The sequence below is a fragment of the Mycobacterium sp. NGS48 genome, assembly GCF_059812585.1.
In genome coordinates, this window is record NZ_JCALCY010000002.1 from 95,554 (window position 1) to 114,436 (window position 18,883).

The following is an 18,883-nucleotide window of genomic DNA, read 5'->3' on the forward strand; positions in this document are numbered from 1 at the left end:
CCACAAGGCTAGATTTGACGTAGCCAAACCACCCGGGCGCTGCCCAGATGTCCCAGGAGGGAATCGATCGTGCCGGAAGCCGTCATCGTCTCAACTGCCCGCTCGCCGATCGGCCGCGCCGTCAAGGGGTCACTGGCCACCATGCGGCCCGACGACCTCGCCACCCAGATGGTGCGCGCCGCGCTGGACAAGGTGCCGGCGCTGAACCCGCACCAGATCGAGGACCTGATGATGGGTTGCGGCCAGCCGGGCGGCGAGTCCGGTTACAACATCGCGCGCGTGGTCGCCGTCGCACTCGGCTATGACTTCCTGCCCGGCACCACCGTCAACCGGTATTGCTCGTCGTCGTTGCAGACCACCCGGATGGCCTTCCACGCGATCAAGGCCGGCGAGGGTGATGCGTTCATCTCCGCCGGCGTGGAGACCGTGTCGCGATTCGGCAAGGGCAGCGCCGACGGCATGCCGGACACCAAGAACCCGGTGTTCGCCGAGGCCCAGGAACGCACCGAGGCAGCGGCAGCCGGCGCCGAGGAATGGCATGACCCGCGAAGCGATCAGGCCCTGCCGGACGTCTACATCGCGATGGGCCAGACCGCCGAGAACGTGGCGCTGATGACCGGGATCAGCCGCGAAGACCAGGACCATTGGGGCGTACGTAGCCAGAACCTTGCCGAAGAGGCGATCAAGAGCGGCCACTTCGAGCGCGAGATCGAACCGGTCACCCTGCCGGACGGCACCACCGTCAGCGTCGACGACGGCCCGCGGCCGGGCACGACCTACGAGAAGGTCAGCCAACTCAAGCCGGTGTTTCGGCCCAACGGCACCGTGACGGCAGGCAACGCATGTCCGCTCAACGACGGCGCCGCGGCAGTGGTGATCACCAGCGACACCAAAGCCAAGGAACTCGGACTGACCCCGCTGGCCCGGATCGTGTCGACCGGAGTGACCGGGCTGTCCCCGGAGATCATGGGCCTGGGCCCCATCGAAGCGACCAAAAAAGCACTGATGAACGCGGGCATGTCGATCGGTGACATCGACTTGTTCGAGATCAACGAAGCCTTTGCGGTGCAGGTCCTCGGCTCGGCACGCGAGTTGGGGATCGACGAGGACAGGCTGAACGTCTCCGGCGGCGCGATCGCGCTGGGACACCCGTTCGGCATGACCGGCGCCCGCATCACCGCCACCTTGCTGAACAACCTGCAGACCCACGACAAGACGTTCGGTCTGGAAACCATGTGTGTCGGCGGCGGGCAGGGCATGGCGATGGTGGTCGAGCGGCTGTCTTAGTTTCGCGTCGACTCTGCGCGTACCAGGCAAAAGTGCGAGTAGCTTGCTTGGTCAGCGCAGAGTCAATGCATCCCAGGCGCGCCGCACCCGGTGCACGACGTCGCAGCCGCGGTGCTCGGCCAGTACTTTGATGTGCGTCCAGCCGACCCGTTGGATGTACTCCAGCCGGTCGACGTCCCAGACGTACTGCGGCCGGCTGGAGCGATGTTGGTCGCCGTCGTATTCGACCGTGAGCATGATGTCCTCCCACCCCATATCCAGGTAGTACAGCGGGTAGCCGTCCGGGCTTAGCACCGGGATCTGGGTCTGCGGCCGGGGGAAGCCAGCCTGCATCAGCAGTAGCCGCAGCCACGTCTCCTTCGGAGATTGCGCGCCGGAGTCGACGAGGTCGAGTGCCCGCTCCAGTTGACGCAGACCGCGGGTATGCGGATGGCGGCCAGCGAGTTCCGCGACATCGCCAACCTTGAAACCGGTGGCCCGTGCTAGCGCGTCGAGCCTGGCGACAGCCTGCCCGACGGTTCCGCGCCTAGCCAGATCAAAGGCGGTGCGCTCGGGCGTTGTTACGCGAAGCCCACCAAGCTGCTGGCTTTCCTCATCCCACAACAGCTCGTGACGGGTCTTCACACCCGCGGGCGCCCTGGCGTTGCGCCAAATCAACTCGACAATAGTGTCGTCATCCACCCACTTCGCGCCGTGCAGGGCTGACGCGGCAACGCCGGCGATGACGGCGCCGCGCTGCGACCACAGCCACGCCGCAAGAACGCGTTGCTGCAACGAGGGCGGCAGTCGCTTGTCCAGGTAGACGTTCGGCATGATCGCCGTGAAGTATCTGTCCAGCTCATGCCAGCTGACCACGCCCGCGGCAAGCGCCTCGGAACCGATGAACGGCTGCTTTCCCAACTCGCCCATGCGGGCATGCTGCCAACCTGCACCGACATGCTCGTTGACTCTGCGCGTACCAGGCAAAAGTGCGAGTAGCTTGCCGGGTCACCGCAGAGTCAATGCAAGTGCCGACAAGTAAAAGGCCGGCACGCTGAGCGTGCCGGCCTCCGACCCCCTTGGCGAAAGTTAGTCGCTTTGCAGGTAGCTGAGTAGACGCAGAATCTCGATGTAGAGCCAGACCAGAGTGACGGTCAGCCCCAGCGCCACACCCCAGGCCGCCTTCTCGGGTGCTCCGGCGCGGATCATCTGGTCGGCCCGGTCGAAGTCGATGAGGAAGCTGAATGCGGCAATGCCGATGCAGACCAGCGAGAAGATGATCGCCAGCGGGCCGCCGCTACGCAGTCCCAAACCCTCGCCGCCGTTGACGCCGAACATCGCCAGCACCAGGTTGCCGATCATCAGTGCCAGCACACCGAACAGGCCGGCGACGATCATCCGGGTGAACTTCGGGGTGACGCGGATGGCGCCGGTCTTGTACACGACGAGCATCCCGAAGAACACACCAAACGTGCCCAGAATCGCCTGTCCGATCAACACCCCGGCATTGGTGCTCGATACCGCGATGTTGGCCACAACAAACGAGATGGCGCCGAGAAACAGCCCCTCGAGCGCGGCATAGGACAACACGATCGCCGGGTTGTCCTGCTTGCGCCCGAACATGGCGACCAGCACCAACGCCAAGCCGCCAAAGGCACCGACGAAGGTGAACGGCATGGCCAACGCCATGTTGCCGGCCACCAAGAAATAGGAGACCACCGCGACAGCGGATAGCACAGCCAGCGTGATCCCCGTCTTGGTGACGACGTCGTCGATGGTCAGCGGACGGGAAACGGCTGCCCGCTGGTCGACATACGGAGCCGCATACGGGTCCGTCTGATGCCCATACTGGGTCGCGGCGGTAGCCGCTCCCGTGCCGAATTGCGCGTACCCACCCTGCTGTTTGGGCAGCGAGCGAAATACCGGGTTGCTAGTCTCCCGCACCGTCGGATCCTCTCTTGTGCTGTGACTCGAGCTGTGCGAACACCTGCTCAACGAACGGTGGTCCGGCCGAGTTCCCAGCTACCAGGTGGGCTTTGCAGCTATGGTCCGGACCTTCTCCAGCTAAACCTTACCCGCGGGCGCGCAGATCCGGGTAACGATCTAGATTGCTCGTCAAAGCTTGGCCATTGGAAGCCGCTTCCACCGAGGGGAGACCACGCGCGTGACTGGCGAATCCGATGAGATCTTGACCCGCGTCGACGACGGCATCGGCTTCGTGACCCTCAACCGCCCTAAGGCGATCAACTCGCTGAACCAGAATATGGTCACTGTGCTGCGCGCGGTGCTGACCGAGTGGGAGCGCGACGACGCGGTGCGGACGGTGGTGCTGTCCGGGGCCGGCGAACGCGGGTTGTGCGCGGGCGGCGATGTGGTGGCGATCTATCACAGTGCGCGCTCCGACGGCGTCGCAGCGCGGCGGTTCTGGTACGACGAATATTTGCTGAACGCCCAGATCGGTCGGTTCGCCAAACCGTATGTGTCGCTGATGGACGGCATCGTGATGGGCGGCGGTGTGGGCGTCGGCTGCCATGCCAACACCCGGGTCGTCACCGATACCACCAAAATGGCGATGCCTGAGGTGGGCATCGGGTTCATTCCCGACGTCGGCGGCACCTACCTACTGTCGCGCGCCCCAGGCTCGCTGGGTCTGCATGCGGCCTTGACCGGGGCGCCGTTCACCGGCGCCGATGCCATCGCGCTGGGCTTCGCCGACCACTACGTGCCACACGGCGAGCTGGACACGTTCAGCCGGTCGATCGTCACCGAGGGCGTCGAACGTGCGGTCGCCGAGCATGCCGTCGCGCCGCCACCGAGTGACCTTGCCGCACAACGGGAATGGATCGACGAATGCTACGGCGGTGACACCGTCGCCGATATCGTCGCCGCGCTGCGCGGTCATGACGCCGGGCCGGCTAACGATGCCGCCAACGTGATCGCCACCCGCTCCCCCGTCGCGCTATCGGTGACGTTGGAGTCGGTGCGTCGTGCCGCGAAGCTGGACGCCTTGGAAGACGTTCTGACGCAGGAATATCGGGTGTCCTGCGGTTCGCTGCGCTCACACGACTTGGTGGAGGGCATCCGCGCCCAACTGGTCGACAAGGACCGAAACCCGCAGTGGAATCCGTCGTCGCTGCCCGAGGTCAGCGCGACCGACGTCGAAGCGTATTTCCAACCCGCAGAACCTGATCTGACTTTCGAGGAGGAGCGGCGCTGATGACTTACGAAACCATCCTGGTCGAGCGAGACGGGCGCGTCGGCACGATCACGTTGAACCGGCCGCAGGCGCTCAACGCACTCAACAGCCAGGTGATGAACGAACTCACCGCTGCCGCAGCCGAATTGGATAGCGATCCGGGGATCGGGGCGATCATCATCACCGGTTCGGCCAAGGCGTTCGCCGCCGGCGCCGACATCAAGGAGATGTCGGAGCTGTCTTTCGCCGATGTCTTCAGCGCCGACTTCTTCGCTGCCTGGGGCAGGCTCGCGGCGGTGCGCACGCCGACGATCGCCGCGGTGGCCGGCCATGCGCTAGGGGGAGGATGCGAACTGGCGATGATGTGCGATCTGCTGATCGCCGCCGACACAGCGAAATTCGGTCAGCCGGAGATCAAACTCGGCGTGCTGCCGGGCATGGGCGGTTCGCAGCGGTTGACCCGGGCGGTCGGGAAGGCCAAGGCGATGGACCTGATCCTGACCGGCCGCACCATCGATGCCGCCGAGGCCGAACGCAGCGGACTGGTGTCGCGGGTGGTGCCCGCCGACGACCTGCTCACCGAGGCCAAGGCCGTCGCCACCACCATTGCAGGGATGTCGCTGTCGGCGGCGCGGATGGCCAAGGAGGCCGTCAACCGGTCCTTCGAATCCACCCTGGCCGAGGGGCTGCTCTACGAACGTCGGCTATTCCATTCGGCTTTCGCAACGGACGACCAATCCGAGGGGATGACCGCGTTCATCGAGAAGCGGCCGCCGAACTTCACCCACCGCTGACGAGCACACCTGCGGCGGCCAGCGCGTGATAGCCGCCGACGACGTCGGTGGCGCGGTGCAGACCCAAGTCTTGCAGCGCGGCCGCGGCCAGGCTGGAGGTGTAGCCCTCCGAGCAGAGAATCACCCACTCGACGTCGTCGCCGACGGCGTGCGGCAGCCGGGCGTCGCTGGTGGGGTCACACCGCCACTCCAGCACGTTGCGTTCGATCACCAACGCCCCCGGCACGTCGCCCTCGTGCGCGCGCTGGGCCTGCGGCCGGATGTCGACCAGCACGGCGCCCCGGCGCAGCGCGCCCGGCAACTCATCGGCAGTCAGCCGGCGCAGCCTGGCGCGAGCCGCGTCCAGCACGCGGTCGACGCGGCTCATGAAGCCTCCGGCTGGTCGGTCAGCTCGGTGCGCTCGCGACGCAACGTATTGCGGCCGGTGACCTGGTAGTACGACATCACGGTCAGCGGCGGGGAATACGCATGCACGCTCAGCGTCGGCTCCGCCGCGATGTCGTTCGGCGCCCAGACCACGTCATGCACCCAACCCAGCGGGAAGCCGGCCTGATCTCCGGCGTCGAGCCGCCGGCGGCGCAACTGTTCGCCGTCCCAGCGGAATTCGTCCAGGGAGCCGGACAGCAGCGTCAACGCGCCCAGCGACCCGCCGTGGTCGTGCAGCTCGGTGGCATGGCCGGGGACCCAGCTGATCAGCCAGATGTCGATGTCGTCGTCGCCGTGCAGGCGGGCAAACCAGCGGCCATCGACGGGTACGCCGCCCGGCGGGAGCACGTGGTCGTAGCGGCCGCTGAGCACATCGTCGGCGGTGCGGTCGGTGGCGTGCAGCAGATCGGGCAGCCGAAGCCGGGTGGCTCCGGTGCCGGCCGGTCGCGCCAACACAGGGTCAGCAACGGAGGAAAGCATGGAAAAACACTCCAGAATGGATGGGCGGACAGGGGCCAGGGGCGGTCAGCCCCGACAACACTCCCGAAACGCGATTCGCTCCATCACGGCACAGAGTCTTGCATAGATTGGCGGCGTGCATCGGTGCCCGTATCGCCTCCTGGCGTGGGGCGCTGTCGTCGTCACAGCGGCTGCCGGTTGCTCGGCACACCACGGCACCAAAGCCCCGGCGCCGTCCGGTGCGCCCGGCAGCGCGGCGTCGTTGCCGGCCGGGACGATCGCGGTGTCACCCGCCGGAGTGACCACCGCCGTCAACGTCCCGGCGGCATCCAGCGAAGAAGAGTATTTCCAGGCCTGCCATGCCGCAAAGACCTGGATGCAGGACCGGCCGGGCGATCGGCAGACCCTGATCGAGCCGTATCTCGCCGCCGTTCAGGCGCCCGGAGCCAGCGGGTCGGGCACCTGGGACACGGCATGGGCGCAACTGCGCCCGGCCCAGCAAGCCGCGGTGATCGTCGCGGTACGCGCGGCCGCCAACGACGAGTGTGGTTGATTCGGATCACGCTGTAATAAAAGGGCCGCGGGCGGCAGGACAATGAGGGAATGGCGCACACCGATGCACTGCGCGCCCCGGGTTTCGGGGCTGCCGACGTTCACCGGGCGAGCGGCTCGCCGCCGACCCGGGTGGCGCTGGCTCTGGGTAGCGGCGGCGCGCGCGGCTACGCCCATATCGGGGTGATCGACGAGCTGCGCGAGCGCGGTTATGAGATCGTCGGCGTTGCCGGTTCCTCGATGGGCGCGCTGGTCGGCGGCTTGCAGGCGGCCGGGCGGCTCGACGACTTCTCCGACTGGGCCAGGGCGCTGACCCAGCGTGCGGTGTTGCGGTTGCTCGACCCGTCTATCACCGCTGCGGGAGTGCTGCGGGCCGAGAAGATCCTCGCCGCGGTGCGGGACATCCTCGGTGCGGTCGTCATCGAGGAATTGCCGATCCCGTACACCGCGGTCACCACCGATCTGATCGCCGGGAAGTCGGTGTGGCTTCAGCGCGGCCCGGTCGACGAAGCCATCCGGGCGTCGATCGCAATCCCCGGCGTGATTGCACCACACGTGGTGGACGGACGCCTGCTTGCCGACGGTGGAATCCTCGACCCGCTGCCGATGGCGCCGATCGCCGCGGTCAATGCCGATCTGACGATCGCGGTCAGTGTGAGCGGCAGCGAGACCGAGGGCGAGCGCGAGGCCGAATCGCGTTCGGCGGCCGACTGGCTGAACCGCATGGTGCACAGCACGTCTGCGCTGCTCGAATTTCCGGCAGCGCGGGCGGTGCTCAGCCGGTTCGGCGGGTCCAATCCCGAAGCCGAGGACGAAACCGAGGCTGTCGAGCCGTCTTTCGGCGACGACGACGAGCTGCCCGAGGCGCCTAAACTCGGCGGCCGGTTCGAGGTGATGAACCGCACCATCGACATCGCACAGGCTGCGCTGGCCCGTCATGTCCTGGCGGCTTATCCACCAGACCTGCTGATCGAGGTGCCGCGTTCGGTCTGCCGCAGTCTCGAATTCCATCGTGCGGCCGAGGTGATCGACATCGGCCGCATGCTGGCCGCCCGCACGCTGGATTCAGGCGAGTCCCCGCCACATCCGATGGAATGCTGAGTCGGTGATCAGCCGAGTCCGTCGAGAAACGCCGCGACGCAAGCAGCCTCGCGGCGGCCCTGCGCACGACCGGCCCGCGCCGACGCGGTCCGGCAGCGTGGATCCAGCGGGTTGGAGCCGAACGCCGCCAGCGACTCGTCGTCGGCGAACACACCTAGCGCCGCACCGCTGAACGCCGCGATCTCGGCGGCCGGTCCCGGGCCGAACGACGACGGCGCCGACGCACCGGCGGGTACCAGTACCACCGCCGCTGCGCAGTCGTCGGCCACATCCAGGTTGATCGTGCTGCCGATCCCGCCGTCCATGTAGCGGCGGTCGGCGATCGTCACCGGCGGCCAGGCTCCCGGCACCGCGCAACTGGCCGCCACCGCGTCAACCAGTTCGACGCCGCAGTCTCGATGGAGCAGGACGAGTTCGCCGGTCGCGACGTCGATGGCGGTGATCCGCAAGGGGCGGCCGGGCCAGTCGTGTGACGGCAGCCGGTGAGCGATCACCTCGCGGCGCACCGGTTCGGCAACGGTTTCAGTCGCCAACGCGACCGCCCCGATGCGTTGCCGCTTCTGCGCGACCGTTGTTCCCGGGTCGGCCATCGCGGTCAGAAAAAGGTCGGCGATGTCATCGATCTCGACGCCGGGGTCGATCTCCGCAGAGCTCTCGTGCACCTGCCGCGCAAACAGCTCGTCGAGGGAGAGCCCGCTGCTGATCTGTGCCGCGACCGCTGAACCGGCCGAGGTTCCCACTAACACATCGGAATCCAGCAGTGTCTGCGCCAGATCCGGCGACTCGTCGGCGATACCTCGCAGAATCCCTGTCTCCCAGGCAATTCCCACGACTCCCCCACCGGCGAGCACCAACGCTCGTTTGGCTGTCACGGTCATGCAGTGTGCCAGGCCGACTTACGCCGAGGTGTGCTGGGCTGCCTGAACCACCGGGCTCAGATCCTCGCGGCGCAGTTGGTGCTGCGGCGGGTCGGGAAGCACCACCTCCCGACTTATCTGCAGTTCGGCGTCGACGTGGATCAGCTCCCCGGGACTGATCAACTGCCACCGCGGGTCCTCGTCCATCGGCTCGCTGGCGAACACGACCGCCGGCCTGCCGCACAGCTGCTCGGAGTCCGCCCGAATCCGATTGGTGCGCAGGTGAAGTCCATGTGCGGGTGCTCCGTCGCGGCGGTCCAACATGTACAACTCATGCGACTCCGGATAGCGCAGCGCCCACACGTCGGTGGCGGTGCTCAGTAACACGTTGACCGCGTAGATCGGCACGTTTGCCGCCAGCCAACGCATCGCGTCGACCACACCCGCCGACACATCACCGCGGGTTGCGCGGATCGAGACGGTGATCAACGCGAACACTCGCTCGGAGTCGGTCTGCCCCAGCACCAGGTCAGCGACGCCGAGCTCGGTCAGCCGCTCGTCGAGCACATCCAACCCCTCCAACACACCGTTGTGCGCAAAGATCCGGTCATCCTGCAGAAACGGGTGGGTGTTGACCACGTCGTGTGACCCGGAGGTCGCATAGCGCACATGCGCAACGAAGGTGGTGCCGGTCATGTCTTTTGCTTCGGCGGCGAAATCGGTGTCCTGCCACGCCGCGATCGGCTGCTTACGCAACTCCGGCTGTCCCTGCCCATCGAACACACCCAAGCCGGTGCCGTCCGGGTTGCGCCGACTCTGCGCGGCCAGGTTATCCGGCGCGTCCAGCAGCCAAAACGTGGCAGTGACAACGTTGGTTCCGGCGTGCAGCCCAAAGAGTCGACACATGGGCCCGAGGTTAGCGACTACCCGTCAACTGCGCCGAGAGCTCCTCGAGCGCCTGTCGCGCGTAGCCCTTCCACAGCAGGCCGAACACCGGCAGCAGTCCAGCGGTCAGCACCGACCGCGGGTGGATGATCCAACGCCAGGTGACGGTCGATCCGGTACCCGCGGGCGCGAAGAGCCATTCGCCGTCCACGTTGCTGACCAGGGGCGCCATCGGGCCGGTGATGTCGGTCAGCGTGTAACCGAACGACCGTGGCGGGTCGACACTGGTCAGTTGCTCGCGCATGCTGCCGCCGCCAGTCAGCAACACGACGCGAGTCTGACCGGCAGCGGCCCAGTCGCCGGTCTGATCGCGGACTTGCTTGATCGGCGGGATAGGGCCATACCAGCGACGAAACAGCACCGGCAGCGGAAGCGGCAACGTGCCGGCGAACGCGTCGTCAACGGCCACCGGTATTGTCCGTGACTGCTCGACGACCTTCGGCGTTGCCATCAGCGGCTCAGTCCGGGGGCGGCCCGGCCGGTAATCAGCGGCAGGTCGAAGAAGCTCTGAATACCGGCTGGCGCAGCACATGTCGCGGGAACGGCGTTGACGCAGTGTGCAGCGGTCGCGACCACACCGGGGTTACTTTTCAGTCCGGCCTCGACGCTCTCCGGCTGCCAGCCCTTGATGGTGACGAAGGTATCGGGGTTGCCGCGGACCTCCATCTCGTAGCGTTCCCGCGCGGGTCCGAAAGACCATGGGGGGTCAAGGTTTTCCTCGCCCATCAGCCAGTTCACCGTGATCCGGACCACCACGGTGTCGCCGACCATCGCCTCCCAGTGGAAGCGGCGTCCGGCGACCTGACCGGGCTCGATCACCCCGATCGGCGAGTCGATCGGCGCGGTCGCGACGGCCACCTCCTGCGATGCGCGGATCTCTGGGTCGGCGGCGAAGCCCAACCTGTCGACACACAACCGCGCCGACTGGATGAAGCCGCTGTTGAGCATCTTTTGCATCGGCCCGGTCAATGCGTTGTCCGGTGTACCGCCGAAACCCATCACGTAGCGCAGCACGTCAGGCGCGCCGTAGGTTCGAAGGTCGGAAAACTCTTCGCAGCGAACGAAAGTGACACCGGTGGACATCACCGAGAGCAGCAGCGGGAACAACTCGCTGACGGCACCGGGCGCGATGCCGACGCCGTGCAGTGTCGCATTGCCGGCTTGCGCGGCCACTTCCAGCGGGGCGGCCGCTCGTTCACTGGGGTAGACCCAGCCAACCGGAGTGACGACGTTCTTGCCTGAGTGCAGCAGCGCAGCGACTTCCTCCACGTTGCCCATCAGCGGCGCGTAGATCACCGCGTCGGCGTCCAGCGCGAGAATGTCGTCGATGCTGTCGGTCGCGGTCACGCCCAGCGGCGGCGTACCGATGATCTCGCCGACGTCCTTGCCGCTCTTGGCTTCCGAGTGGACCCAGCAGCCGGCGAGGTCGAGTTCGGGATGCTCGAGCACACCCTTGATGGCGGCCACCCCTACCGACCCGGTTGCCCATTGGACGACCCGCAGGCTCATCTCACTCCATTCTGGCGGATGCCACTAATCGTGTACCTCGGTGACCTCGTAGGCGTCCTCTGCGTGCCGGGACCGGATCGTCTTCTTGTCGTACTTGCCAACGCTGGTGCGCGGAATCTCGTCGACGAACGTCCATCGTTCGGGCAGCCACCATCGAACCACCTTGTCGGACAGAAACTTCCGTAACTCACCGGCGTCCACCGAGGCGCTTTCTTTGCGAACGATGACAGCAAGCGGCCGTTCCTGCCAGCGCTCGTCGGGAACACCGACGACAGCGGCCTCGACCACGTCGGGATGCGCGATCAGCGCATTCTCCAGTTCCACCGAAGAGATCCATTCCCCGCCGGATTTGATCACGTCCTTCGTGCGGTCGGTCAGCGTGATGAACCCACGTTCGTCGACGCGGCCCACATCGCCGGTGCGCAGCCACCCGGATTCGAACTTGGAGTCGTCGGCGCCGCGGTAGTAGGAACCGGTGATCCACGGTCCGCGGACTTCCAGTTCACCGACCGCTTCGCCGTCGTTAGGGAGCACGTTGTCGTCGTCGTCGACGATGCGGGCTTCCACACCGCACACCGGTTGACCCTGGGTGCCCCGCAGCGGCCAATGCTGGTCGTCGGGGGTACCCGGTGGCGGCCACGCCATGGTGGCCAGCGGCGACGTTTCCGTCATGCCCCACAGCTGGCGGATCTGCACGCCGTGGCGGTCTTCGAAGGTGCGCATCAACGACACCGGCACCGCCGAACCGCCGCAGGCCACCAGCCGCAACGACGACACGTCGTGGTCCGGTGCCTTCTCCAGGAAGTGCATGACGTCGTTCCAGATGGTCGGGACCGCGCCCGCTACGGTGGGCCGCAGCTTCTCGACCATGTCGACCAGCGATGTGGCGTCCATGTGGCGGTCGGGCAGCACTAAGTCAGCGCCGGCCATCAGCGCCGCATACGGCAATCCCCATGCGTTGGCGTGAAACATCGGCACGATCGGCAGCACCCGATCGCTGGAACCGATTCCGATCCCGTTGGTGGTGCAGGCGGCCATCGTGTGCAAAAAGCTCGAACGATGGCTGTAGACAACACCTTTCGGGTTGCCGGTGGTGCCGCTGGTGTAGCACATCGCGGCCGCGGCGTTCTCGTCGATGTCCGGCCAATCGAACTCGCTCGACTCGCCGTCCAGCAACTCGGCATAGCGCAACACCGTCTTGCCCGACTCCTCCAGCAACGCCGTGTCGCCTTCTCCGACGCCAATCACGGTGTGCACGGTGTCCAGGCGGTCCAGCACCGGCGCCAGCAGTTTGGCGAGTGACAGGTCCACCAAGACGACCTGATCTTCGGCTTCGTTGGCGACATAGATGATCTGTTCGGCGAACAGCCGGATATTGAGCGTGTGTAGCACGGCACCCATCGCCGGTATGGCCAGGTAGGCCGCCACATGCTCGGCGTTGTTCCACATGAAGGTGGCCACCCGCTGATCGCCGGTGACACCGAGGCGGCGTAACGCGTTGGCCAACTGCGCCACCTGGGCGCCCAACTCTGCGTAGCTGCACTGCCGGTAACCGTCGCCGGTCGCAGTCGTCACGGTGCGTGCGCCGTGAACGCCGGTGGCGTGCCGAAGGATGGCGGTGATTGTCAACGGGTAGTTCTGCATGGTGCTGTACATCGAGGTACAGCTTATGGTTCTCGGCGCGATGTCGCGCTGTGTTCAGCGTGCCCCGTCAGCTCATTGCCGGCTCGAGCTGCAGCAGCTCGGGCAAAGCCCACGCGTGCGGAGCGGTGGGCTCGTCGTCCGCCGACATGAGTAGGGCGGCGGCGGTCGAGGCGATCGTGAACACCGTGACCGTCCCGGCGTAGTCGGCGACGTAAAGGTGGTGACCGTCCGGGCTTTCCACCGCGCATGACGGCGCGCCGGCCACGGTGATGCTGCCGACGATGTCGTGGGTATGCGTGCTCACGACAGTCACGCGCTCGTCGTCGACGAGGTAGGCGCGTTCACCGTCGCGGCTGAGCGCCAGCTGCACGAGCAGACCGTTGATCTCGGCGATCTTGCTGGTGGCGGCGATCATGTTGGTGCGGGTGTCGACGACGTCGAGAACCGCGCCGAAGTCAGGACCGCAACTGGCGACATAGACCCTCGACCCGTCCCAACTGGGCGCGACATCGCGGATCGGCGAGCCGATCTCCACGGTGTCGACGACACGCTTCTCGTAAGTATCGATGACAGCGAGTTTTCCGCTCGACGCTCCGTTGGTCGCGACGTACACCCGGCGTCCGTCCGGGCTGACCCGGACGCATTCGGTGCTGGTGCCCGCGGCAGCCGCGATGCCGATCTCATCGACGCTACCGGTCCTGGTGTCCAGCACTGCCAGGTCGGCGCCGCCGGCTGCCGTTCGTCCGGCATAAACGCGCTCCCCGTTTGCGCTCACCGCGAGGTCGCGGACGCTACACGCGACAGGGTGGACTCCGACGACTCGGTTGGTGTCGATGTCGACGGCAACAATCGCGTCATATGCCGCCGTTACCGTGCTGATGTAGGCTCGCCGGCCGGCGATGGCTATGGCGAACGGTTCATTGAGTCCGGTCAGGGACCGCACCGCAGCACCGGAACCCGCGTCGATCGACGAGACGCTGTCGGCGCCGTAATTCGTCACCATCAGCCGGCCCTCCCGGCTGACGGCGATACCGCTGATCGGGCCGCGCGGTACGCGGATTTCGCCGACCTTCGCGAAACTCAGTGCAGTGCCGACGTCCATCGACGACTTGCCGCTGACCGCATCCTGGTCGTTGGCATAGCTGAGATCGCCCACGGTGGCACCTGCCTTTGCTTGTTCGCCCGACGTGTCTCGGACGGTGACACCTGGGTGGCCCGGCCGGCCGTTTTGGGTTTGCGGCCCCGATGTCATCTGGATTCGCGCCTTCCGGCGCTGCTTCCGAGCGAGTCTAGTGGCCGAATTCGGCCGCAAAAGTGTGCGTTTCGACGCACTGTCGCATGTGTCACGCCGTTAACTCAGACTCTGCTTAGACAATAATTCGCGGCTTATTGCGAAGGTCGAATAGAGCGAACGCGGCGGCGGCTTTGGCCAGGCTGTTTTACCCGAGAAGCTAACGGCGGTCTGGTTATGACGCTTGGTTGTCCGCGACTAAGATTCTCTTAATCTTTATGCCGCAAGAGCGGTCAACATCACATACTCCCGATGTCGACGCGCCCGGGATCGCCCGCGGCGGGCACGAACCACCGGCTCAACGCGCCGCTTAACCGATCGATGTCGTCATTTCCGCAGTTGTCGCTCGCCCAGGCCACGTAGCCGTCGGGGCGAATCAGCATTGCAGCAGGTGACTCCGGTCCCTCCGCGACGACGACGTGGACTGGGTCGGGGCAGCGCACGCCCGATTCCGCGACTGCGCCGCCGGCGAGGTCGAGCAGCACCGGGCGTCCGGAACGCATGAATTCAGCGACCCGTTGCCCGTTCGCCAATCTCAGGTCGGGAATCAATCGTCCCGACAGCGCGTGGCCGTCGCCGACGTCGTAACGCACATCCGAGCCGGCCAGCAGGTGTGCGATATGCGCAGCGGTGTCCGGCTTGGCCAACAATTCGGCGAATAGCGTGCGCAGCGCACCAACCTCGGGGCCGGGCGCCATCAGGGCAGTTTGCGACATCGACTGCATCATGACCCGCTGGCCCACCGGGTAGCGTTCGGAATGGTAGGTGTCGAGCAATCCCTGTGGCGCCCAACCATTCACCGCAGCCGCAAGTTTCCATCCCAGATTAACCGCGTCCTGCAGACCAAGGTTGAGGCCGGGGCCGCCCATCGCGGAGTGCACGTGCGCAGCGTCACCGACAAGAAAGACATTGCCGTCACGATAACGCTCGGCCTGCCTGGTGTTTTGACCGTCGATCCGGCGCAAGGCGTGCGGACCCGGTCCTAGCGGCGGTGCGATCGGTAGGTCGACTCCGAGCACCCGGCGCAGGCTCGCACGCATTTCCTGCACCGTCATCGGCGTCTCGACGGCTACCGGATCGGCTTCGGATTCCATGGTGCCGATCAGTGGGCGGCCCGGCTCGAATTCGGCGAAGATGAATATCCCGCCGTCCATCCGGTTGTGCGGCAGGGTAATTGGGCCGATACCCGGGATGTCGAGACCGCCATGGACGGTGCGGAATTCGTCGGGTATCGACACGTGGGCCAGGCGGCCTACCACCGGGGCGGTGCTGCCGGGAAACTCGATACCCACGTTCTTGCGCACCAAGCTGCGGCCGCCGTCGGCACCCACCAGGAATCTCGTCGCAAGTTCGTAAGAGCCCTGCGGCGCGGCGATATCGAGATCGACCCTGTCTTCCTGCTGGGCTAAGTCGACCAGCTCGTGGCCCCACCGGATATCGACCCCGAGGTCCCGAGCGTGCTGTTCGAGCAGCCGGACCAGCCGCGGCTGCTGAATCCCCAGCGCATACATCGGGTTGTCGGCTACCTCGGCGAAAGAAACCGGCATGCCGCTGAACATGTAGCCGGGAATCGGCTCCGGAGCATCTGGCGTTCCGGGGACCATCGTGTAGAGGCCGCGCATGTCGAGTATTCGAATCACCTGGCCGACAAGGCCGTTGGCTTTTGGCTCAGCACTGGGCTCCGGAAGAGCGTCAAGGACGACCGGTCGCACGCCGGCGAGTGCCAACTCGCATGCCACCATGAGGCCGGTCGGTCCGGCGCCCGATATCACTACGTCGGCCGGGTTTTTCTGCACGGCAGAGCCTTTCAGTTCATCTCGCCACGGTCACCGGGCAGTCGACATTGGGAACCCGGCAACAACGCTGGAAAACCCGTTGTGCAGCAGGGTGACGATATTCACCGGTGGATCCGCATGGACATAGGTATCGAGTGCGGCTTCGACGACGGCTCGGACTACGCCGGCAACCAAGCGCGGGTACATGTCTCGCAGCGGGTCGGTGCCGGTACGCTCGGCGATCACCTCAACCCAGTCGGCGAAGACCTCGTTGGAGATCGCCATCCGGGCCTCGGGCGCCAATAACAGCTTGCGCAACTCGGTCAGGTGTGCGGTGCTCGGCAGAAAATCGTCGGCGCCGTCGGCCTCCAGGGGTTCGCTCACCGCCGCGCTGATCGCTGTCCAGATCGGCTCGCCGGCGGGCCGGCCCCGTAACGCGACCAAACTTCGCCGCACCCGCTCGACCTGTCGATACGCCAGCACGTCGTACTTTCCGGCGAAGTAATTGCCGAAGGTGCGTACCGACACGCCGGCCCTGGCGGCAATGTCTTCGCGGGTGACATTGTCCAAGCCGCGCTCGAAAACCAAGCTCAGCGCAGCGTCGCTCAGCGCTTTGCGGGTATCGAGCTTTTTGCGGTCCCGCAGCCCTGACGACTGGCTCACCGGATTAGCCTAGAGCAATTTTTGCCCACTAGGCAATATTGCCTAGTGGGCAGCGGGTTAGTCAGGAAACCAGCGCTTCAGTAGCGCCGATCAGAGGTGTTCGGGGCAGTAGGCGCTCGCCGCATCCACCGCAAAGATTGCAGCGTGTTGGGGGGTGAAGCCGGGGTTGGTGGTACGCACCGCGTTGACGGTGTCCATCGGCGTCAAGCCGCCGTCCATCAGCTCGCAGACCGCCCTGCCAGCGGCAATGGCCTGGCCGTTGCCGCGGTGGGAGATTCCGTGTTGGTTGAGCGCCGCGAGGAAGCTCGCATCGCCACCGCCACCGGACTCATCGGCGTATGCAGGCGCGGCGAGCCCGACGAGGGCGGCGGCGCTGGCCAGCAGCAGGACTGTGCGTTTCATAGGTCGAAGTCTGCCGAGCAGCCGTTACAGGAGTGTTACCGATCCTTTAGGGTGCCTTGCCGAACTGTTAAATCGGCGTTACACCCTCTCGGGGTCTCGACGGCGGTGCCCCCAGTCGGACTCGAACCGACACTGGACGGATTTTAAGTCCGCTGCCTCTGCCAATTGGGCTATGGGGGCCCGGCGGCGAATGTAGCGCGAAGCCGGGCTCGCCGGCTCGGCGGTCCTGCCCCACGCCGATCCCACCGCGGGAGGGCGTCAGATGACAACGATGTGTCCTGCGACGTCACGGTGTTAAGAGTTGCGGCTCAGCGGTTACGAAGCAGTTAACCAGCTACCACTCAGGCTTGTTTTTGGGCAACTGTGGAGCCGTGAAATCGGTAGTGCGACAGCACCGTAGTGGCCGCACCCGCTGTGCGGGGCGGCTCGCTTCCCTTAAGGAGAAGTCATGTCTTTCGTGACCACGCAGCCCGAGGCGTTGATGGCCGCAGCCGGCAACTTGCAGGGGATCGGCGCGGCGATGGCTGCCCAAAACGCGGCCGTGGCAGCTCCGACCACTGGTGTGATCCCCGCTGCCGCCGATGAGGTTTCGGCGTTGACGGCCACCCAGTTCGCCGCGCACGCCACGCTGTATCAAACGGTCAGCGCTCAGGCCGCGGCGATCCACGAAATGTTCGTCAACACGCTGGGCACCAGTGCCGGGTCGTATGCGGCGACCGAGGCCGCCAACGCGATCGCGGCCGGGTAGGAGGCACTCCCGTGTTCGATTTCGGAGCGCTCCCGCCGGAGGTCAACTCCGCGCGGATCTACGCCGGCCCCGGCCCGGGGCCAATGATGGCTGCCGCCTCGGCCTGGAACGCTTTGGCCGCCGAGTTGAGCACCACGGCAGCCTCCTATGAGTCGGTGATCTCGGGACTGGCCAGCCAAGAGTGGATTGGCCCGGCCTCGGCGTCGATGGCGACTGCGGCCACGCCGTACGTGGCATGGATGAGTCACAGTGCCGCCCAAGCTCAAAAGGCCGCCGGCCAAGCCCAGGCGGCCGCGGCCGCCTACGAGGCGGCGTTTGCGATGACGGTGCCGCCACCGGTCGTCGCAGCCAACCGGACGCAGTTGGCCACGCTGGTGGCCACCAACTTCCTGGGGCAAAACACCCCCGCCATTGCGGCCACCGAAGCTCACTACGGCGAAATGTGGGCCCAAGATGCCGCAGCGATGTACGGCTACGCGGCCACTTCGGCGGTGGCCGCCCAATTGACGCCGTTCAACCCACCGACCAACAACACGAATCCGGCCGGTGTCGGCAACCAGGCCGCCGCAGTGACTCAAGCGACCGCCAGCGCGGCAGGCACGCACACCCAAATCAGTCAACTGATGAGCACGCTGCCCAACGCGTTGCAATCGATGTCCTCGCCACTGCAGTCGACGTCCGCGGCGTCGGGACTGCTCAGCGCGGCCCCGAGTGCGCTCTCGTCGTCGGACGCGCTGAACGTGATCTTGAACGGGATCTCGTCCGGAGGCGCAACGGCCGTGATGTATATCCCTTCGACGTTGATTCCCAGCATGGTTGGTTACTTCGCCGGCCCGGGTTTCAACGCCGCGGGAGGTGGCGCAGTGGGCAGCGGCCTGGGGTCACTCCTGGCTCCTGGTGGCGCGCTGGGGAACCTGGGCGCGCTCGGTGGCGGCGTCGGCAGCGGGATCAGTGGCGCAGGCGCGGCCAGCTCGGCGGTATCCGCGGGTGTGGGGCAGGCTACGACCGTCGGATCGCTGTCGGTTCCCCCGACGTGGGCTGCGGCCACGCCGACCGGTGCCGCCGCTCCGACAGTGCAGGGCACCGGCTGGGCTGCCGCCCCCGAAACCAACTCGGTGGCGGCCGTGCCCCCTGGGATGACCGGGGCCGGCATGGGCAACCGTGGTTATGGCTTTGGTGCGCCGCGGTATGGGTTCAAGCCGACGGTGATGGGCCGGCCGGTGGTGGCGGGATAAGGGGGAAACGGAAAACAACA

20 protein-coding genes and 1 tRNA gene are annotated in these 18,883 nt (G+C 66.2%); 7 read left to right on the plus strand and 14 right to left on the minus strand.

Annotated features, from left to right (window positions below):
• The first annotated feature begins 69 nt into the window (after positions 1-69).
• Entirely contained in the window at positions 70-1,287 is a 1,218-nt protein-coding gene (locus AC5Y42_RS04110) for an acetyl-CoA C-acetyltransferase (RefSeq protein WP_499896023.1), read from the plus strand.
• A 51-nt stretch (positions 1,288-1,338) separates the two neighbouring features.
• On the opposite strand, the gene AC5Y42_RS04115 is transcribed toward AC5Y42_RS04110, so the two are convergent.
• Both AC5Y42_RS04115 and AC5Y42_RS04120 read right to left on the minus strand, forming a co-directional pair.
• Entirely contained in the window at positions 1,339-2,196 is an 858-nt protein-coding gene (locus AC5Y42_RS04115; RefSeq protein WP_499896025.1) for a type IV toxin-antitoxin system AbiEi family antitoxin, read from the minus strand.
• Positions 2,197-2,355: 159 nt separating this feature from the next.
• Entirely contained in the window at positions 2,356-3,210 is an 855-nt protein-coding gene (locus AC5Y42_RS04120; protein ID WP_499896027.1) for a Bax inhibitor-1/YccA family protein, read from the minus strand.
• 220 nt (positions 3,211-3,430) lie between these two features.
• Between AC5Y42_RS04120 and AC5Y42_RS04125 the strand changes: the two genes are divergently transcribed.
• Together AC5Y42_RS04125 and AC5Y42_RS04130 are read left to right on the plus strand one after the other, a co-directional pair.
• Positions 3,431-4,483, plus strand: coding sequence for an enoyl-CoA hydratase/isomerase family protein (locus AC5Y42_RS04125; protein WP_499896028.1), 1,053 nt, complete (start codon positions 3,431-3,433; stop codon positions 4,481-4,483).
• Positions 4,483-5,256, plus strand: a complete 774-nt coding sequence (locus AC5Y42_RS04130; RefSeq protein ID WP_499896029.1) for an enoyl-CoA hydratase — start codon at positions 4,483-4,485, stop codon at positions 5,254-5,256. The genes AC5Y42_RS04125 and AC5Y42_RS04130 overlap by 1 nt, the downstream gene beginning before the upstream one ends.
• Here AC5Y42_RS04130 and AC5Y42_RS04135 read toward each other — a convergent pair.
• Together AC5Y42_RS04135 and AC5Y42_RS04140 are read right to left on the minus strand one after the other, a co-directional pair.
• The gene (locus tag AC5Y42_RS04135) at positions 5,243-5,623 is read right to left on the minus strand and encodes a rhodanese-like domain-containing protein (RefSeq protein ID WP_499896031.1); all 381 of its coding nucleotides are present in this window, start codon (positions 5,621-5,623) and stop codon (positions 5,243-5,245) included. The genes AC5Y42_RS04130 and AC5Y42_RS04135 overlap by 14 nt on opposite strands.
• The gene (locus tag AC5Y42_RS04140; protein WP_499896032.1) at positions 5,620-6,162 is read right to left on the minus strand and encodes a cysteine dioxygenase; all 543 of its coding nucleotides are present in this window, start codon (positions 6,160-6,162) and stop codon (positions 5,620-5,622) included. Before AC5Y42_RS04140 ends, AC5Y42_RS04135 begins: the two co-directional genes overlap by 4 nt.
• A gap of 115 nt (positions 6,163-6,277) precedes the next feature.
• Here AC5Y42_RS04140 and lpqV point away from each other — a divergent pair, with 115 nt between their 5' ends.
• Both lpqV and AC5Y42_RS04150 read left to right on the plus strand, forming a co-directional pair.
• A complete protein-coding gene (gene lpqV, locus AC5Y42_RS04145) occupies positions 6,278-6,694 on the plus strand; it encodes a lipoprotein LpqV (RefSeq protein ID WP_499896034.1) in 417 nt (138 codons plus the stop codon).
• A gap of 131 nt (positions 6,695-6,825) precedes the next feature.
• Positions 6,826-7,794: a patatin-like phospholipase family protein gene (locus AC5Y42_RS04150; RefSeq protein WP_499896741.1), complete on the plus strand. Its 969-nt coding sequence runs from the start codon at positions 6,826-6,828 to the stop codon at positions 7,792-7,794.
• Between the two features lie 8 nt (positions 7,795-7,802).
• On the opposite strand, the gene AC5Y42_RS04155 is transcribed toward AC5Y42_RS04150, so the two are convergent.
• From AC5Y42_RS04155 to AC5Y42_RS04200, 10 genes are all read right to left on the minus strand, one after another.
• Positions 7,803-8,666 (minus strand): patatin-like phospholipase family protein, encoded by an 864-nt coding sequence (locus AC5Y42_RS04155; protein ID WP_499896036.1) that lies wholly within the window; start codon positions 8,664-8,666, stop codon positions 7,803-7,805.
• A 24-nt stretch (positions 8,667-8,690) separates the two neighbouring features.
• Complete coding sequence (locus tag AC5Y42_RS04160) at positions 8,691-9,557, minus strand: class II glutamine amidotransferase (protein WP_499896038.1); 867 nt, start codon at positions 9,555-9,557, stop codon at positions 8,691-8,693.
• Between the two features lie 10 nt (positions 9,558-9,567).
• Positions 9,568-10,047: an SRPBCC family protein gene (locus tag AC5Y42_RS04165; RefSeq protein WP_499896040.1), complete on the minus strand. Its 480-nt coding sequence runs from the start codon at positions 10,045-10,047 to the stop codon at positions 9,568-9,570.
• Positions 10,047-11,105, minus strand: coding sequence for an NAD(P)H-dependent amine dehydrogenase family protein (locus tag AC5Y42_RS04170; protein ID WP_499896041.1), 1,059 nt, complete (start codon positions 11,103-11,105; stop codon positions 10,047-10,049). Before AC5Y42_RS04170 ends, AC5Y42_RS04165 begins: the two co-directional genes overlap by 1 nt.
• Positions 11,106-11,129: 24 nt before the next feature.
• A complete protein-coding gene (locus AC5Y42_RS04175) occupies positions 11,130-12,761 on the minus strand; it encodes a long-chain fatty acid--CoA ligase (RefSeq protein ID WP_499896043.1) in 1,632 nt (543 codons plus the stop codon).
• Positions 12,762-12,816: 55 nt separating this feature from the next.
• A complete protein-coding gene (locus AC5Y42_RS04180; protein WP_499896742.1) occupies positions 12,817-13,851 on the minus strand; it encodes a YncE family protein in 1,035 nt (344 codons plus the stop codon).
• Positions 13,852-14,279: 428 nt separating this feature from the next.
• Positions 14,280-15,836 (minus strand): FAD-dependent monooxygenase, encoded by a 1,557-nt coding sequence (locus AC5Y42_RS04185; protein WP_499896045.1) that lies wholly within the window; start codon positions 15,834-15,836, stop codon positions 14,280-14,282.
• A gap of 30 nt (positions 15,837-15,866) precedes the next feature.
• Positions 15,867-16,478, minus strand: coding sequence for a TetR/AcrR family transcriptional regulator (locus tag AC5Y42_RS04190; RefSeq protein WP_499896046.1), 612 nt, complete (start codon positions 16,476-16,478; stop codon positions 15,867-15,869).
• A gap of 90 nt (positions 16,479-16,568) precedes the next feature.
• Positions 16,569-16,880: a DUF732 domain-containing protein gene (locus AC5Y42_RS04195; protein ID WP_499886711.1), complete on the minus strand. Its 312-nt coding sequence runs from the start codon at positions 16,878-16,880 to the stop codon at positions 16,569-16,571.
• A 106-nt stretch (positions 16,881-16,986) separates the two neighbouring features.
• Positions 16,987-17,060 (minus strand) — tRNA-Leu (locus AC5Y42_RS04200).
• A gap of 268 nt (positions 17,061-17,328) precedes the next feature.
• Between AC5Y42_RS04200 and AC5Y42_RS04205 the strand changes: the two genes are divergently transcribed.
• Together AC5Y42_RS04205 and AC5Y42_RS04210 are read left to right on the plus strand one after the other, a co-directional pair.
• Positions 17,329-17,628: a PE family protein gene (locus AC5Y42_RS04205; protein WP_499896048.1), complete on the plus strand. Its 300-nt coding sequence runs from the start codon at positions 17,329-17,331 to the stop codon at positions 17,626-17,628.
• 11 nt (positions 17,629-17,639) lie between these two features.
• Positions 17,640-18,863 carry a PPE family protein gene (locus tag AC5Y42_RS04210; protein WP_499896050.1) on the plus strand — a complete coding sequence of 408 codons (1,224 nt, stop codon included), beginning with the start codon at positions 17,640-17,642 and terminating at the stop codon, positions 18,861-18,863.
• Positions 18,864-18,883: the final 20 nt, after the last annotated feature.

What these genes read in the sequence shown, in the direction of transcription:
- AC5Y42_RS04115 (WP_499896025.1), bottom strand. Translation starts at nt 2,196, where the DNA reads ATGGGCGAGTTGGGAAAGCAGCCGTTCATCGGTTCCGAGGCGCTTGCC.
- AC5Y42_RS04130 (WP_499896029.1), top strand. Translation starts at nt 4,483, where the DNA reads ATGACTTACGAAACCATCCTGGTCGAGCGAGACGGGCGCGTCGGCACG.
- AC5Y42_RS04135 (WP_499896031.1), bottom strand. Translation starts at nt 5,623, where the DNA reads ATGAGCCGCGTCGACCGCGTGCTGGACGCGGCTCGCGCCAGGCTGCGC.
- AC5Y42_RS04140 (WP_499896032.1), bottom strand. Translation starts at nt 6,162, where the DNA reads ATGCTTTCCTCCGTTGCTGACCCTGTGTTGGCGCGACCGGCCGGCACC.
- AC5Y42_RS04160 (WP_499896038.1), bottom strand. Translation starts at nt 9,557, where the DNA reads ATGTGTCGACTCTTTGGGCTGCACGCCGGAACCAACGTTGTCACTGCC.
- AC5Y42_RS04165 (WP_499896040.1), bottom strand. Translation starts at nt 10,047, where the DNA reads ATGGCAACGCCGAAGGTCGTCGAGCAGTCACGGACAATACCGGTGGCC.
- AC5Y42_RS04170 (WP_499896041.1), bottom strand. Translation starts at nt 11,105, where the DNA reads ATGAGCCTGCGGGTCGTCCAATGGGCAACCGGGTCGGTAGGGGTGGCC.
- AC5Y42_RS04175 (WP_499896043.1), bottom strand. Translation starts at nt 12,761, where the DNA reads ATGTACAGCACCATGCAGAACTACCCGTTGACAATCACCGCCATCCTT.
- AC5Y42_RS04180 (WP_499896742.1), bottom strand. Translation starts at nt 13,851, where the DNA reads ATGGACGTCGGCACTGCACTGAGTTTCGCGAAGGTCGGCGAAATCCGC.
- AC5Y42_RS04195 (WP_499886711.1), bottom strand. Translation starts at nt 16,880, where the DNA reads ATGAAACGCACAGTCCTGCTGCTGGCCAGCGCCGCCGCCCTCGTCGGG.
- AC5Y42_RS04205 (WP_499896048.1), top strand. Translation starts at nt 17,329, where the DNA reads ATGTCTTTCGTGACCACGCAGCCCGAGGCGTTGATGGCCGCAGCCGGC.